The organism is Pectobacterium sp. F1-1 (genome assembly GCF_025643735.1).
GTDB lineage: Bacteria > Pseudomonadota > Gammaproteobacteria > Enterobacterales > Enterobacteriaceae > Pectobacterium > Pectobacterium colocasium.
Genome location: NZ_CP104733.1, coordinates 2,766,002 through 2,782,213, shown reverse-complemented (window position 1 = coordinate 2,782,213; position 16,212 = coordinate 2,766,002). Strand labels below are relative to the sequence as shown.

Sequence of the window (16,212 nt, the reverse complement as noted above, 5' to 3'; positions counted from 1 at the left end):
TAATGATGGACGAGAATAAAACGAAACCAGCCGGCAAGTGTCCGGTTATGCACGGCGGAAATACTTCTACTGGCTCATCAAACACTGACTGGTGGCCAAATGCCCTCAATCTCGACATTCTTCATCAGCATGATACCAAGACCAACCCGTTAGGCAGCGATTTCAGCTACCGCGACGCCCTCAAAACCCTCGATGTCGATGCCCTCAAAAAAGACCTGCATGCACTGATGACCGACAGCCAGGAGTGGTGGCCGGCGGACTGGGGTCACTATGGCGGGTTGATGATTCGTATGGCCTGGCACTCGGCGGGGACTTACCGCACAGCCGACGGTCGCGGCGGCGGCGGAACCGGTAACCAGCGTTTTGCACCACTTAACTCCTGGCCGGATAACGTCAGCCTTGATAAAGCGCGCCGTTTACTGTGGCCCATCAAGAAAAAATACGGCAATAAACTGAGCTGGGCAGACCTGATTATTCTGGCGGGTAATATCGCGTACGAATCCATGGGGCTGAAAACATTCGGCTTCGCCTTTGGGCGTGAAGATATCTGGCACCCGGAAAAAGACATCTACTGGGGTTCCGAAAAAGAGTGGCTGGCGAAGAGCACTGGGCGCTACGGCAGCGATGATCGTACCTCGCTGGAAAACCCGCTGGCTGCCGTACAGATGGGGCTGATTTACGTTAACCCAGAAGGGGTTGATGGCAATCCCGATCCGCTGCGTACCGCACAGGATATGCGCGTAACGTTCTCCCGTATGGCGATGAATGATGAAGAAACTGTTGCACTGACGGCGGGTGGACATACGGTAGGTAAAACCCACGGTAATGGTGATGCCAGTTTGCTGGGAGCGGCACCGGAAGGCGCCGATGTTGGAGAGCAAGGCCTCGGCTGGCATAACCCGACAGGGTCGGGCAAAGGGCGCTATACCGTTACCAGCGGGCTGGAAGGCGCCTGGACAACGCATCCGACGAAGTGGGATAACGGCTTCTTCCACATGCTGCTTAATCATGAATGGGAACTGAAAAAGAGCCCAGCGGGCGCGTGGCAGTGGGAACCCGTCTTCATTAAAGAAGAAGACAAACCGGTGGATGTTGAAGACCCGTCTATCCGTTACAACCCGATGATGACCGATGCCGACATGGCGCTGAAAGTTGACCCGGAATATCGCAAGATTTCCGAGCGCTTCTATCAGGATCAGGCTTATTTCTCCGAAGTGTTTGCCCGCGCGTGGTTCAAACTGACGCACCGCGATATGGGGCCGAAGACGCGTTACCTCGGTCCAGATGTGCCGCAGGAAGATTTACTGTGGCAGGATCCGGTTCCGGCAGGCCGTACCGACTATGATGTCGATGTGGTCAAAGCCCGCATTGCGGAAAGTAGCCTGTCCATTAGCGAGCTGGTGGCAACCGCCTGGGATAGCGCCCGCACGTTCCGCAGTTCCGATATGCGCGGTGGTGCTAACGGCGCGCGTATTCGTCTTGCTCCGCAGAAAGACTGGGTAGGGAATGAACCTGACCGTCTGGCGCGTGTATTAGTCGTACTGGAAAGTATTGCGGCCGCAACCGGGGCCAGCGTGGCCGATACCATTGTGCTGGCGGGTAATGTGGGGATTGAGAAAGCAGCGAAAGCGGCAGGTGTAAATATCACCGTGCCGTTTGCACCGGGACGCGGCGATACCACCGATGCCCTGACCGATGCAGAGTCTTTCGATGTCCTCGAACCCATCCACGATGGCTATCGCAACTGGTTGAAGAAAGACTATGCCGTGAGCCCAGAAGAACTGATGCTCGATCGCACCCAACTGATGGGGTTAACGGCGAAAGAGATGACGGTGCTGGTTGGTGGGCTGCGTGTGCTGGGAACCAACTACGGCGGCACGAAGCATGGCGTATTTACCCATCGTGAAGGGGCGCTGACGAATGATTTCTTCGCCAACCTGACCGACATGAAATACACCTGGAAGCCATACCGTAAAGACCTGTATGAAATCCGCGATCGTAAAACGGGTGAAGTCAAATGGACAGCGACGCGTCTGGATCTGGTCTTTGGGTCTAATTCCATTCTGCGTTCTTACGCCGAGCTGTACGCACAGGACGACAATAAAGAGAAGTTTGTGAATGACTTTGTTGCCGCCTGGGTGAAAGTGATGAATGCGGATCGCTTCGATCTGGCAGAGTAAGGCGTAGCGCTCTCCGTGCAGGCGCTATAGAGCACGGGGAGCATCATTTTTTACTGCTGCCCCTTTGTGGATCCCTGCTTCTTGAGATTAAGCATAAATTCCCTGAACGGGGCGGCAAATTCCTTAAACAACGGGTGCTTTCTATTCTGCATCATCACTTCACTAAATAGCTTCAGCCCCACCAGAAAAGCCTGCGTCTGTTCCGGCGTCATATCCATCTTGCCATCGACTTTTTCCAGTATCTTGAACAAGTCATCGTGAATCGAGCATTCAAACGACAGCGTGCGCTGCGGCTCTGCTTTTTCTTCCACCGTAATCTTGACGAACAAGCCACGTTTAGCGCGCTGCTGGAAAAAATAACGGCGAATTGTTCTGCACGCTAAGTCTCGTATCCGTTAACCCTCACTGCACTGCCGTGAAGCGCACTTGCTGTGCTACTGCACCGAGATAGCGCGCTTCCCCGCATAATTCTCCCTAGATTATCCATAGAAACGACAGCTGTACTGTGCTTTTCGGTACTGGCATGCATTTTGCTTTTCTCTATTCGGGACAGCACCACGCATGGCGCTGAACAACCTGAATAGCTGGCTAGGGTTCCGATCCATACCATATGGATGTCTGGTCCGAGAGCTGGCGACCTCCAGTTGAGGTTACACGGCGGGACAAAAGCCCGGGAGACAGCAACACCCATGGTGTCGCGCTGTTCCCGCTTTTTTCCTACTCAACCGGAGGTCTGGCATGAACCTATCTCGTTTACTGGGCGTTTGCGTCCTCAGTCTCTCAGCGTTGCTGAGCTTCCCTTCTCAGGCTGCGCCTAAAACGCAATTCAACGTGTGCTGGACGATCTATGCCGGATGGATGCCGTGGGGGTTCATCGGCACGCAGGGCATTATCGATAAATGGGCCGACAAGTACGGCATCAAGATTAAGGTCACGCAGCTTAACGACTACGTCGAGTCGATCAACCAATATACCGCCGGACAGTTTGACGGTTGCACGATGACCAACATGGATGCGCTGACCATTCCGGCTGCGGGCGGTGTGGATACTACGGCGCTGCTGCTCGGCAGTTTCTCGGCGGGCAACGATGGCATTGTGCTCAAAGGCAAAGGGAAAACCCTGAGCGATTTACGCGGGATGAAGGTCAACCTGCCTGAACTCTCCGTCTCGCATTATCTGCTGGTGCGCGGTCTGGAAAAAGCCGGATTGCGGGAGCGAGATGTCACGGTCGTCAATACGTCGGATGCTGATATTGTCGCCGCCTTCGCCACCCGCAGCGTGCAGGCTGCCGTCGCCTGGAACCCGCAACTGTCTGCGATTAAAAGCCAGCCGGACACCACGGAGGTCTTTCAGTCCGGCCAGATCCCCGGTGAGCTGATCGACATGATGGTCGTGAACACGCAGACGCTGCAAGAGAACCCGGCGTTGGGCAACGCGCTGGCTGGTGCCTGGTTTGAAATGATGGCGTTAATGAAAGCGGGCGACAAACCGGCGCTGGAGTCAATGGCCGCCGCTTCCGGTACGGATTTAGCCGGCTATCAGGCGCAGTTAAAAACCACCCATCTGTTTTATTCCCCACAGGACAATCTGGCATTTCTGACCAGCCCGGATCTCCCTAACACCATGAAGCGCGTGGCGGATTTCTCCTTTGATAAAGGGTTGCTTGGTGCAGGCGCACAGAGCGCGGATTTTATTGGCATGACGTTCCCTGGACAGATTACGCAGGGTGACAGCGCCAATGTGAAACTGCGCTTTGACGACACCTTCGTGCGTCTGGCCGCAGAGAACAAACTCTGACCCGCAAACTGGAGAGACTATCGTGCGCTTGATCAATCGCTACCCCAGCAGGGGCGGACGGCTGTTGCTGGTCCTGCTGCCGTTTGTCGTGCTGCTGGTGCTGTACCTCATCGGGTCGGCATTGCGGCTGGAGGCTAACCCCAATGACAAACTTCTGCCGAGTCTCGGGCAAATGGCCGAGGCGATTCAGCGCATGGCACTGACCGAGGACAAACGCAGCGGCGATTACCTGTTCTGGCTGGATACGCAGGCCAGTCTGGTGCGTCTCGCGCTGGGGCTGGGGATCGCCAGCCTGTTGAGCCTGCTGTTCGGGATTGCGGCCGGGGCTTTCCCGCTGTTTCGCGCGTCGCTCTCGCCGCTGATGACCGTACTGTCGATGATTCCGCCGCTGGCGATTTTGCCCATTCTCTTCATCGTTTTCGGGCTGGATGAACTCTCGAAAGTGATGCTGATCGTGATTGGGGTTACGCCGATGCTGGCGCGCGACCTCGAACAGCGCGCTCGCAACATACCGCAGGAAACGTTGATTAAAGCGCAGACGCTGGGGGCGAACAGTTGGGTCGTGGTGCTGCGGGTCATTCTGCCGCAGCTGTTGTCGCGGCTGTTGATTTCACTGCGACTGCTGCTGGGCGCGGCGTGGCTGTTTCTGATTTCTGCCGAGGCGATTTCGGCAACGGCTGGGCTGGGTTATCGCATCTTTTTGGTTCGTCGTTATTTGGCAATGGACGTGATTCTGCCTTACGTCGTGTGGATCACGCTGCTGGCATGGCTCATGGATAGGGCGCTGCGGTGGCTGCATCGCCGCTGGTTCCCGTGGTCAGAGGAAAGCAAAGCATGAGTTTTATCGAGATCGATAACATCTGGCAGGAATACGGCGACCACGTTGTGCTGGAACGGCTCAACCTGAACGTTGAGGAAGGGGAGTTTTGCACGATGGTTGGGGCATCCGGCTGCGGTAAATCCACCTTTCTGCGCCTGCTGCTGGGGCAAGAAACGCCCAGTCGTGGTGCAGTACGGCTTGAAGGGAAGCAGCTGCCCGCTGAACCGGATGCCAGCCGCGGCGTGGTGTTTCAGCGCTATTCGGTTTTCCCACATTTAACTGTGCTGGAAAACGTGGTGATTGGGCTGGAGATCCCGCGTTCCCCTTGGCTCGGCAGGCTGTTTGGAGCGCGTAAGCAGGCGGCGCGAGACCGTGCCGCGCGGATGCTGGAGCGCGTCGGGCTGGGACATTCCATGCACAAATACCCGAACCAGCTTTCTGGCGGCATGCAGCAACGGCTTGCGATTGCGCAGGCGTTTATTGTCCAGCCGCGCATCCTGCTGCTCGATGAACCGTTTGGAGCGCTGGATCCGGGTATTCGCAGCGATATGCACACGCTGCTGCTGGAGCTGTGGCGAGAAACTCGCTTAACGGTCTTTATGGTCACCCACGATTTGCCGGAAGGTTTCCATCTCGGCACGCGTTTGCTGGTGTTCGACAAAGTGCGCGTCGACCCGCATGCGCCGGAAGCCTATGGCGCACGTATTACCTATGACATCCCGCTTAATCAGGAGCGTCTCGCTACGCGCCAGCGTGCGCTGACGCTAGTGCCTCCTGCAGTCAGCGTGGCGACATCCCCCATTTAAGGAGCTTTCGGTTATGACAGCGATACAGACATCGACAGGCCGAACAACATTTGATGAAGAAATAGTGCCGGGCGGAGGCCATACCTCCTTCATTCTCAAACGTGGACAGATTCTGCGTATCGAAGATCTGGAAGGCGGCGGCAATGTTGGCCTGCTGCTGTTTAACGCGCACCAGACCAGCGAACGCCTGAACCTGCCGGATACCCTGAAAGGGCAACATACCGCCAAATTAACGGCTGGGCACTGCCTCTATTCCGATATGGGACGCGTGCTGGCGGCAATCATTACCGATACCTGCGGCTGGCACGACAGCTTCGGCGGTGTGCTCAATGCACAGGAAGTGCAGGAGAAATACGGGCAGGGGCGTTATCAGGAATTGCGCAACGGTTTTTTCCGTAATGGCATGGATAACCTGCTGGTCGAGATGGGGAAATGGAATCTCAATCTGCAAGATCTGCTGATGACCCTCAACCTGTTCAGCAAGGTCGCCGTGGATGGGCAGGGGCAATTTCATTTTCACGCTAATCATTCTCAGGCGGGGGACTATATCGAGCTGTATGCGCCGATGGATACGCTGGTGGTGCTGACTGCCCTGCAACACCCGATGGACCCTAACCCGACGTATGCACCGCGCCCGATAGCGCTGACCTGGAGCCGCTCGGAAGGCGAGGATGTTGCCAGATACTGCCGTGAGTTCCGTGAGGAAAATGCACGCGCGTTTCACAATACTGAACGCTTTTGCCTGTAAGGAGGCCGGACATGACGTTAATTGCCAGCAATAAAACGGCCGAGGACGCGGCATTCCGCCATGTGATCCCTGCCGGAGAACCCTATCTGTTTGAGGTCAAGCAGGGACAGACGCTGCGGCTGTTGGATTTGGAAGGCAATCAGGCGGTGGATACGCTGTTCTATCGCGTCGATGATCCGCGTGAACGCTATGATCCGCAACGCACGCTGCGTCGCCAGAATAGCGTCTACCTGACGACGGGCAGCGTGCTGTATTCCAACCTTGGCAACCCGCTGCTGACGATTGTCGCCGACACCTGCGGTCGCCATGACACGCTGGGCGGAGCCTGTGCGCAGGAGAGCAACACCGTGCGCTATGCGCTCGACCGGCGCTACATGCATAGCTGTCGCGACAATTTTCTCTGTGCCTGCCTGCACGATGGTCGCCTGAACAAAAAGGACATTGGTGCAAACATCAACTTCTTTATGAACGTGCCAGTAACGGCGGAAGGTGGGCTGACTTTTGAGGACGGCATTTCTGCACCGGGGAAATATGTGGAGCTGCGTGCCGAAGCGGATGTCATTGTGCTGATTTCCAACTGCCCGCAGTTGAATAACCCATGTAATGGCTGGAACCCGACGCCAGCGGAGGTGCTGATATGGAATTGATGTCGGATCGCGGCTATGAGAAACGTACGCGTTGGCAGCGAGTGAAAGCGTGGCTGGTGAGCGCGCTGGAGGCTCGGGCAAATCGCTATTACCTGCCGTCGGCTAACGCCCGAACGGACAACGCCCCGTGATACCGACTCGATAGCCTGTTTCAGTTCTATCTGTTTCAGCATGACCCGTTTTACCCGCTGTTTCAGCAGCACCTGACTGTTAGCGTGATGGACGACCATCATGCGGATCGCATTTTGGTGGGACGACCCGCCCTTGCATGAGTCTAGCGTATGTTCGACAAACTTCTGATTGCCAACCGTGGCGCAATTGCGTGCCGTATTCTGCGTTCGCTGCGCGAGATGAACGTCCATGGCGTCGCAGTCTATTCTGATGCCGATATCAGTAGCCTGCATATTCAGGACGCCGATGAAGCCATTAGCCTGGGGGAGGGCGCGGCGGCGCACACCTACCTGGATGTAGAAAAAATTCTCTCGGCGGCTCGGCGCAGCGGCGCGCAGGCCATTCATCCCGGTTATGGCTTTCTGTCCGAGAATGCCGCGTTTGCCGAAGCCTGCGAAGCGGCGCAGATCGCCTTTGTCGGGCCGACGCCACAGCAGCTACGGGTATTTGGCTTAAAACATACGGCGCGCGCGTTGGCGAAGCAGCACAACGTACCGCTGTTGGAAGGCACCGAACTGCTGGAAAATCTTGATGCGGCCCTCCGTGCGGCGGAAGCGATCGGCTATCCGGTCATGCTTAAAAGCACAGCCGGAGGTGGGGGGATCGGGATGCGCGTTTGCTATAGCGCCACGGAACTGTCCGACGCGTTTGAAACGGTAAAGCGTTTGGGACAGAACAATTTCAGCGATGCAGGCGTATTCATCGAAAAGTATATCGAACGCGCCCGACATCTGGAGGTACAGATCTTTGGTGATGGTCAGGGAGATGTACTGGCGCTGGGCGTTCGGGACTGCTCGGTACAGCGTCGCAACCAGAAGGTGATTGAAGAAACGCCCGCGCCCAATCTGCCGCATGGCGTCGCTGACGCGCTGTGCGCGGCAGCAATCAGTTTGGCTCAGGCGGTGAATTATCGCAGTGCTGGGACGGTGGAATTCGTTTATGACAGCGCGACGGACCGTTTTTACTTTCTTGAAGTGAATACGCGCTTACAGGTAGAGCACGGTGTAACGGAACAGGTCTGGGGCGTGGATCTGGTGCGCTGGATGATCGAACTGGCCGCTGGGGATTTACCACCACTGCGCGACTTGGCTGTGGGTCTGAACCCTCAGGGGCATGCGATACAGGCGCGCCTTTACGCGGAAGATCCGGGCAAACAGTTCCAGCCTTCGCCGGGGTTACTGACGGACGTTGCGTTTCCTGCCGCAGAAGGACAGAGCCTGCGTATCGATACCTGGGTGAGCGCCGGGTGTGAGATCCCCCCGTTTTTCGACCCGATGCTGGCGAAGAGCATCGCCTATGCCCCCACCCGCGAGCAGGCGATGGCCGGGCTGGATCGGGCGCTGGCGGATACGCGACTCTACGGCGTGGAACACAACCGTGACTATCTGCGTCAGATTCTGGCTGCAGAGCCGTTTGCCAGCGGCCAGCCGTGGACGCGTTGTCTGGATGCGCTGATCTATCAGGCGACAACCTGCGAAGTGGTGAACGCGGGTACGCAGACCACCGTACAGGATTATCCCGGACGCCTCGGATACTGGGCGGTCGGCGTACCGCCGTCGGGGCCGATGGACGATCGCGCATTACGTTTCGGTAACCGTCTGGTAGGGAATCCGGCGGGAGTGGCCGCCCTGGAGATCACAATGAACGGGCCGACGCTGCGTTTTAATACGGATGCGGTAGCGGCGGTCACCGGTGCGTCTCTCGCTATCGACTTGGATGGGCAACCCGTTCTGATGGATACTGTCTTTGCGATACCTGCGGGGGCCACGTTGCGGTTAGGTGCGGCGAATGCGCAGGGAGTACGCAGCTATCTTTGCCTGCGTGGAGGTATCGATGTGCCGGATTATCTCAGCAGTAAAAGCACCTTCACGCTGGGGCAATTTGGCGGCCACGCGGGCAGGGCGCTGCGGGCGGGTGACGTCTTGCACCTTGCGCCGCTGACGGACAGACGCACCGGCGATTGCCTGCCGGACGCCTTGCGCACCACATTGTCTACGGTGCGTGAACTACGTGTGATTTACGGCCCGCATGCGGCACCGGACTATTTCACGCCTGCCTATATGGACACCTTTCTTAGCACCGAATGGGAAGTGCATTTTAACTCCAGCCGCACGGGCGTGCGCCTGATTGGGCCGAAACCAGAGTGGGTTCGTGATAGCGGTGGAGAAGCCGGGCTGCATCCTTCGAATATTCACGACAACCCGTATGCCATTGGCGCGGTGGATTTCACCGGCGATATGCCAGTTATTCTGGGGCCGGATGGCCCGAGTCTCGGTGGATTCGTCTGTCCGGTAACGATAATCGAAGCTGATCTGTGGGCGCTGGGGCAGCTTACTGCGGGCGACCGTGTTCGCTTTATTCCTGTCGATCTCCCGACAGCGCGCGCACTGGCGCAGGCACGTCATGCGGAGGTGGAACAGCTTGCTCCTATCGCAATTGATTGGTCGCCTGCCGCGCTCATTTCTCCTGTGGTGTTGGATAGCGGTGAGGCGGACAAGCGGCTGGTTGCACGGCTGTCCGGTGATACCCATTTGCTGCTGGAAGTAGGCGCGGCGGAGTTGGATGTGGCGCTACGTTTCCGCGTCCATGCGCTGATGCTGGCGCTGGAGCAACTGGCGCTTGATGGCATTATTGACGTGACGCCGGGGATTCGTTCGTTACAGGTACATTATCGCCCTGAGGTACTTTCGCTGTCGCACCTGCTGGACGTGCTGTCCACGCTATGGCAGGACGTTTGCACACAGCAGAATCTGACCGTGCCGTCGCGGGTGGTTTATCTGCCGCTGTCCTGGGACGATCCCGCCTGCCAACTGGCGATCGAAAAATACATGACCACGGTACGCCGCGATGCGCCCTGGTGTCCGAGCAATCTTGAATTTATCCGTCGTATTAACGAGTTGGAAAATCTCGATGAGGTTTACCGAACGGTCTTTGACGCCAGCTATTTGGTGATGGGGCTGGGTGATGTTTACCTCGGCGCACCGGTGGCAACGCCGCTGGATCCGCGCCATCGGTTAGTCACCACCAAATATAATCCGGCGCGTACCTGGACGGCGGAAAACTCGGTGGGCATCGGCGGTGCTTACTTGTGCGTTTACGGCATGGAAGGGCCGGGGGGCTATCAGTTTGTTGGTCGCACGCTGCAAATGTGGGATCGCTATCGCGGCGTTGACGCATTTGATGGCAAACCGTGGCTGCTGCGCTTCTTTGACCAAATTCGCTTCTATCCGGTGTCGGCCGATGAGTTGTTATCCATTCGGCGGGATTTCCCGCTGGGGCGCTATCCGCTGCGGATCGAGCAAAGCGAGTTGGCGTTAAGCGCCTATCAGGATTTCCTGTCGCGGGAAGCGGAAGACATCGAGGCATTTCGCGTGCACCAGCGAGCGGCGTTTGAGGCGGAGCGCGAGCGCTGGCGTATTGCCGGTCAATCGGTGACGGATAGCGTCGACGTGGTGATTGAGGACGCGAACGACGCGCCGATCCTGCCGGGACAGGTCGGCGTAGAAAGCCCGATTTCCGGCAATCTCTGGCAGGTGACGACGGAAATCGGCAAGACGGTAGCTGCGGGCGAAACGCTGATGATTCTCGAATCCATGAAAATGGAAATCCCGATTGTGTCGCCACAGCGCGGTACGGTGCGGGATATTCGCTGCCAGCCCGGTGCATCTGTACGCGCCGGACAGTGCGTGGTGGTGATCGAGTCGCTGGCGGAATAACAGCGGCGCGCATGATTTTACGCCAGAGTGACACTCTGGCGTGACATTACCTATGGCAAGTTTGAACACCATGCAGAGTCACATGGATATTTTATTGACGCTAATAGTTGTCAGAGTGAATAAAAGTGAGAGACATACGGTTGCAGCCAGTCAGGGAGGAGCAAATATTTTCTGATGAGAAAGAGGCTAACGGCAAACGAGCCTATTGAGAAAACAATATGAAAGCCGATCCAAAAACTAAACCAAAACTCGCCACGATGAAATGTCACGTCTTTTCTATTAATTCTCTCGACTAACACGCCAGATTTGAGTCCGTTATAGACGTGACAAATTTCCCATATCCCACCACCAATGAGGAGCAGTGGTATGTAATCTTTTAACCAATCCATTGCAATTTACTCTTTCAATATTATTTTCGCGGAAGGATTTTATCATAACGGCTGGGGCGTCTATACAAACCTGAGGAAGTTCAATACGTTGCTTTGAGTCAGATCAAATAGGCGTCGCGACCATGAGGATAGCCAGAACGAAATCGATCTTACGTGGAGAGAATAAATGCAGTTACTTCAGAGGATATCGCCGATTATTTTCAGTAAGAAATACTGGAAAATAAAACGTGTAGAAAGCGGAAAATGGTGCGTTCAATTGGACTCGAACCAACGACCCCCACCATGTCAAGGTGGTGCTCTAACCAACTGAGCTATGAACGCATTAAGATACCGTGCTGCCTGTGTGACAGCGAGGCGAATAGTAGCGAGCAAGGGGAAAACTGGCAAGAGGAAAAATGCAATTTTGTGCTCTTGCCAGCGCGATTGCTGGGGTTGTATCCATTGTGTCGTTTTTTTCGACTCAAAATGGATAAAACGTTATCTAGCGAGCCGCGCGCGCTAAAATCTGTGCGACAGGCTGGCGCTGAAGAAAACGAATCCGCGTCACCATCATCACGGCCGCTGCCGTCAGGCCAATAATGAAGCCACACCAGAAACCCGCAGGCCCCATGCGCGGTACGACGATATCCGTCAAGGCCAGAATATAGCCGCTCGGTAACCCCAGCACCCAGTACGCGGTGAACGTAATATAGAAAATCGACCGGGTATCTTTATAGCCACGCAATACGCCGGTGCCGATGACCTGAACGGCATCGGAAATTTGATAAACGGCAGCCAACAGCATGAGCTGAGAGGCCATCGCCACCACGAGCGGGTCCTGATTGTAGAGCAGGGCGATGGGTTCACGCAGCAGCGTGGTGAAGATTGCCGTGCAGCAGGCTAACGCTACGCCAGCCATGATACCCGTGTGCGCGGCAATGCGGGCGTTCTCAACCGAACCTTCCCCTAATCGATGTCCGACGCGAATGGTGGTAGCGACGCCCACCGAGAGCGGAAGGACGAACATCAGCGAACTGAAATTCAGCGCGATCTGGTGACCGGCCACATCGACGACGCCCAGCGGTAGCACCAACAGCGCCACGACGGCAAACAGCGTGACCTCGAAAAGCAGCGCCAACGCGATAGGTAAACCGAGACCAAAGAGGCGGTTGAGTACGGCAACGTCTGGGCGGAATGCTGGACGATGCAGGCGGATGTCGCGTAGCCAGGAGGCGCGTCGGGTGTAGGCCATCATCAACAGCATCATGATCCAGTAAACCGATGCGGTAGCGACGCCGCAGCCTACGCCGCCCAGTTCGGGCATGCCAAATTTACCGTGGATAAAGACATAGTTGATCGGGATATTGATTAATAACCCGATGAACCCAATCATCATGCCGGGGTAGGTTTTGGACAGCCCTTCACACTGGCAGCGCAAAACCTGATAGAACAGATAGCCAGGTACGCCCCACAGCAGCGCATGCAGGTAGCCAATGGCCTTTGCCGCCAGCTCTGGTGAATCGTCGCTCATCAGGTTAATGGCATATTCCCCCTGATACAGCACCAGCATCGTAAATACAGAAATAATAGCGGCCAGGAAAAAAGCTTGTCGCACCTGATGCGAGATGCGATCGCGTCGGCCGGAACCGTTGAGCTGTGCGACAACGGGCGTCAGCGCCAACAGCAGACCGTGACCAAAAAGAATGGCGGGTAGCCAGATTGATGTTCCTACAGCAACGGCGGCCATATCGGTGGCGCTATAGGCACCAGCCATGACGGTATCAACGACACCCATCGATGTTTGAGACACTTGCGCAATAATGACAGGAACAGCAAGCGCTGATAATTTACGCGCTTCTGTCAGATACTGTTGCACGGATACCTTCCTTGAATGACTTGACGGCGGAATAAATAATTTAGATATAAGAAACAGATCGGGATAAAGAGAGAGTCATTGTAACGACTTAACGAAAGTAAACCAGCATGGAAGAGAATATATTCTTTTTGTTACGCTACGGTTTCGATGGCCATGCGGTGTGCGGTATTCCGGTTTGGTTTTCCGCGAAATATCGGGCACACTGCACAAAATCATTTCTTTGTTTTTAAGAGGCAAACCGTATGTTTACCGGTATTGTGCAGGGCACCGCGCCGGTGGTGTCGATTGAAGAAAAATCCAATTTCCGTACGCATGTCGTTCAACTCCCGCCCGACCTGCTGCCCGGACTTGTACCTGGTGCCTCGGTGGCGCACAACGGCTGCTGCCTGACGGTAACCGCTATTGACGGCGATCGTGTCAGCTTCGATCTCATGAAAGAAACGCTGCGATTAACGAATCTGGGCGATATTCATGAAGGCGATGTCGTGAATATTGAGCGTGCCGCGAAGTTCGGTGACGAGATCGGCGGGCACGTCATGTCGGGCCATATTATGTGTACGGCGGAAGTGGTGAAGATTCAGGTTTCAGAGAATAACCATCAGATTTGGTTCCGTCTGGCAGATGACGCGCTGATGAAATACGTGCTGCATAAAGGCTTTGTCGGGATTGATGGCATCAGCCTGACGGTAGGGGAAGTAACTCGTGGGCGCTTCTGCGTGCATTTAATCCCCGAAACGTTGAACCGGACTACGCTGGGGCAGAAACGCCTGGGGAATCGCATCAATATTGAAATCGATCCGCAGACCCAGGCCGTAGTGGATACCGTTGAGCGTGTGTTGGCGAGCAAGCAGGCGAACGACCAGAGCAAAGAAGAGTAATTTCTGCGTTGCCTGATTCTGTAAACCGGACGAACAGCGTCGTCCGGTTTTTTCTCTTTTGCTAGCGTGAAACACGTATTCCTCCTTCGATCCCATCCAGACTGAATACCACTTGCCAGAGCTGGAGTGTTCTTGCTCTGAAGGCTCCAGCACAGAGGTTCAGGTAGTAGCTGAACATCCGGCGGAAGCGGTCATAGTTGCGCGGTCCGACGTGTTCAAACATGCCTACCGACACCACGCAGTCAAATTGCCGATCGAGATCGCGATAATCTTGTAGATCAATCGTGACATTCAGATTCTGACGACGCTGTTGTGCCAGCATCTGCTGTTCTCTGGAAATGGTGACGCCATAAACTGGCACACCGTAGTGGCGTGCGGCGAATTCGGCAAGCCCGCCCCAGCCGCAACCGATGTCCAGCAGCGTCATTCCCGATTTGAGCGGGAGCTTTTCGCAGATCATCGCGAGTTTATCTTCCTGCGCCTGTTCCAGCGTCTGTGCTTGTTTCCAGTAAGCACAGGAGTATTGCATGTAAGGATCCAGCATCAGGGTAAAGAGGTCATTGCCTAAATCGTAATGTGCCTTGCCAACAATTTGAGCGCGTCTGCGGGATTGCGGATTCATGACTCGTGAGAGGGCGACTCGCGTAAGATCGTGCAGACGGCGGGGCAACTTCGCTTCCAGCCCTGCACGCAGGACGCGATGGGAAAACATATCCAGTCGTTCACATTCCCACCAGCCATCCATGTAGCTCTCTCCCAGCCCCAGCGATCCTTCGCGCAGAACACGTTTAAAAAAACCAGGATGGGTCACGCGGATGTCAAAAGGGCGAGAGCCGTTGATGGTGATATCGGCGACATCCAACATGTCCTGCACGATGTGGAACCAGGGCGCGATATCGTCATCCCATTCTTCTGTATAAGGTAAACCCATCATGTCTCCTTAACTTTATGTAAAAGTATCGTAAAACATACCTGGACAGCACTTATCGCAGCCGACGTATCGGCTGTCACCAGAGAAAATGAAACGCGGTATTAAATTTAGAACTACTTCAGCCAGCATACAAGAAAATTGGCTGAAGCAGAGAGGGAAGCGGACAGGAATAAGAAAGTTGTCTGTATCGTGTCGTCGCGCTTAGCGGCGATAGTCGAGGTAAGGGCCGTCTGCCACAGAACGACGTTCAATTAACGTCGGATGGACTTCAATGACATGTGCATCTTCCCGCTTACTGGTAATGCGATCCAGCAACATCGCGAAGGCGGACTGCCCAAGACGCTCTTTCGGCTGATGAATGGTGGTCAGCGCCGGCGTAAAGAAACGCGCGTGGCGCACGTTGTCATACCCGATCACCGAAATATCCTGCGGCACGCGCAGACCCAGTTCGTCTGCCGCACAGATGGCACCCATCGCCATGATATCGCCACCGCAGAATACGGCCGTTGGTCGTTGTTTCTGCGCGAGAATCTGATGCATGGCTTTGTAACCGGATTCCGGCTCGAAATCGCCCTGAACCACCCATTCCTCGCGTACGGTGATGTCTGCTTCCTTCAGCGCTTTTAAAAAGCCGAGGTAGCGCCCGCTGCCAGTATTACGTTCTTGAATACCGGGAATGGCGCCGATATCCCGATGGCCGCGTTCGATCAGGTAGCGGCCTGCCATATAACCGCCTTCAAAGGCGTTATCGATAATCGTATCGGTAAAGTCGCTATGCATCTGGCCCCAGTCCATCACGACCATCGGGATGCTGCGATAGTCTTCCAGCATTGCCAGCAGCTCAGGTGGATATTCGGCACACATCACCAGTAAGCCGTCCACACGTTTTTGCGCCAGCATGGAGAGATAAGCGCGCTGTTTACCGATGTCGTTATGCGAATTACACAGCACCAGCGTGTAGCCTTTGGCATAGCAGCTGTTTTCGACGGCTTCGATGATCTCGGCGAAATAGGGGGCTTCGCTGGATGTAGCCAGCAAACCGATTGATTTAGTGTGGTTAACTTTGAGGCTGCGTGCGACGGCGCTGGGCGAATAGTGCAATTCTTTGATTGCCGCCCTGACGGCTGCCTTAGTCTCTTCGGCGACGAAACGTGTTTTATTGATCACGTGCGATACGGTTGTGGTGGAAACGCCAGCACGTTTTGCCACATCTTTAATCGTTGCCATCTAAAAATGACTCCTGAACTTACCTGTTACAGACGTAAGTATATTGT

General features: G+C 55.5%; 13 protein-coding genes, 1 tRNA gene and 1 riboswitch. Of the genes, 9 read left to right on the top strand and 5 right to left on the bottom strand.

All coding sequences use genetic code 11. The annotated features are described in order from the left end of the window. Positions 1 to 5 precede the first annotated feature (5 nt). Positions 6 to 2,180, top strand: coding sequence for a catalase/peroxidase HPI (gene katG, locus NAL19_RS12180; protein WP_263059707.1), 2,175 nt, complete (start codon positions 6 to 8; stop codon positions 2,178 to 2,180). Between the two features lie 50 nt (positions 2,181 to 2,230). On the opposite strand, the gene NAL19_RS12175 is transcribed toward katG, so the two are convergent. Further along, the gene (locus tag NAL19_RS12175; protein WP_411561432.1) at positions 2,231 to 2,497 is read right to left on the bottom strand and encodes a DUF3861 domain-containing protein; all 267 of its coding nucleotides are present in this window, start codon (positions 2,495 to 2,497) and stop codon (positions 2,231 to 2,233) included. A gap of 260 nt (positions 2,498 to 2,757) precedes the next feature. Next, positions 2,758 to 2,859: riboswitch (guanidine-I (ykkC/yxkD leader) on the top strand. Between the two features lie 59 nt (positions 2,860 to 2,918). Between NAL19_RS12175 and NAL19_RS12170 the strand changes: the two genes are divergently transcribed. The 7 genes from NAL19_RS12170 to uca all read left to right on the top strand — a co-directional run bounded on the left by NAL19_RS12170 (position 2,919) and on the right by uca (position 10,885). After that, complete coding sequence (locus NAL19_RS12170; RefSeq protein WP_263057477.1) at positions 2,919 to 3,977, top strand: putative urea ABC transporter substrate-binding protein; 1,059 nt, start codon at positions 2,919 to 2,921, stop codon at positions 3,975 to 3,977. A gap of 22 nt (positions 3,978 to 3,999) precedes the next feature. Next, positions 4,000 to 4,815, top strand: a complete 816-nt coding sequence (locus NAL19_RS12165; RefSeq protein ID WP_263057476.1) for an ABC transporter permease — start codon at positions 4,000 to 4,002, stop codon at positions 4,813 to 4,815. After that, positions 4,812 to 5,603 (top strand): ABC transporter ATP-binding protein, encoded by a 792-nt coding sequence (locus tag NAL19_RS12160; RefSeq protein WP_263057475.1) that lies wholly within the window; start codon positions 4,812 to 4,814, stop codon positions 5,601 to 5,603. The genes NAL19_RS12165 and NAL19_RS12160 overlap by 4 nt, the downstream gene beginning before the upstream one ends. Positions 5,604 to 5,616: 13 nt before the next feature. After that, entirely contained in the window at positions 5,617 to 6,351 is a 735-nt protein-coding gene (locus tag NAL19_RS12155; RefSeq protein ID WP_263057474.1) for an urea amidolyase associated protein UAAP1, read from the top strand. A gap of 11 nt (positions 6,352 to 6,362) precedes the next feature. Continuing rightward, positions 6,363 to 6,998, top strand: a complete 636-nt coding sequence (locus NAL19_RS12150) for an urea amidolyase associated protein UAAP2 (RefSeq protein WP_263057473.1) — start codon at positions 6,363 to 6,365, stop codon at positions 6,996 to 6,998. Beyond that, positions 6,989 to 7,129, top strand: coding sequence for a hypothetical protein (locus NAL19_RS12145; RefSeq protein WP_263057472.1), 141 nt, complete (start codon positions 6,989 to 6,991; stop codon positions 7,127 to 7,129). Before NAL19_RS12150 ends, NAL19_RS12145 begins: the two co-directional genes overlap by 10 nt. 150 nt (positions 7,130 to 7,279) lie before the next feature. Beyond that, positions 7,280 to 10,885, top strand: coding sequence for an urea carboxylase (gene uca / locus NAL19_RS12140; protein WP_263057471.1), 3,606 nt, complete (start codon positions 7,280 to 7,282; stop codon positions 10,883 to 10,885). 633 nt (positions 10,886 to 11,518) lie between these two features. On the opposite strand, the gene NAL19_RS12135 is transcribed toward uca, so the two are convergent. Then, positions 11,519 to 11,595, bottom strand: a tRNA-Val gene (locus NAL19_RS12135). A gap of 160 nt (positions 11,596 to 11,755) precedes the next feature. After that, positions 11,756 to 13,129, bottom strand: coding sequence for an MATE family efflux transporter (locus NAL19_RS12130; RefSeq protein WP_263057470.1), 1,374 nt, complete (start codon positions 13,127 to 13,129; stop codon positions 11,756 to 11,758). A 242-nt stretch (positions 13,130 to 13,371) separates the two neighbouring features. On the opposite strand from NAL19_RS12130, the gene NAL19_RS12125 reads away from it, so the two are divergent. Further along, the gene (locus NAL19_RS12125) at positions 13,372 to 14,007 is read left to right on the top strand and encodes a riboflavin synthase subunit alpha (RefSeq protein ID WP_263057469.1); all 636 of its coding nucleotides are present in this window, start codon (positions 13,372 to 13,374) and stop codon (positions 14,005 to 14,007) included. A 61-nt stretch (positions 14,008 to 14,068) separates the two neighbouring features. Here NAL19_RS12125 and NAL19_RS12120 read toward each other — a convergent pair whose 3' ends face one another. Then, positions 14,069 to 14,938, bottom strand: coding sequence for a class I SAM-dependent methyltransferase (locus tag NAL19_RS12120; protein WP_263059706.1), 870 nt, complete (start codon positions 14,936 to 14,938; stop codon positions 14,069 to 14,071). 201 nt (positions 14,939 to 15,139) lie between these two features. Further along, complete coding sequence (gene purR / locus NAL19_RS12115; protein WP_225084921.1) at positions 15,140 to 16,165, bottom strand: HTH-type transcriptional repressor PurR; 1,026 nt, start codon at positions 16,163 to 16,165, stop codon at positions 15,140 to 15,142. Positions 16,166 to 16,212: the final 47 nt, after the last annotated feature.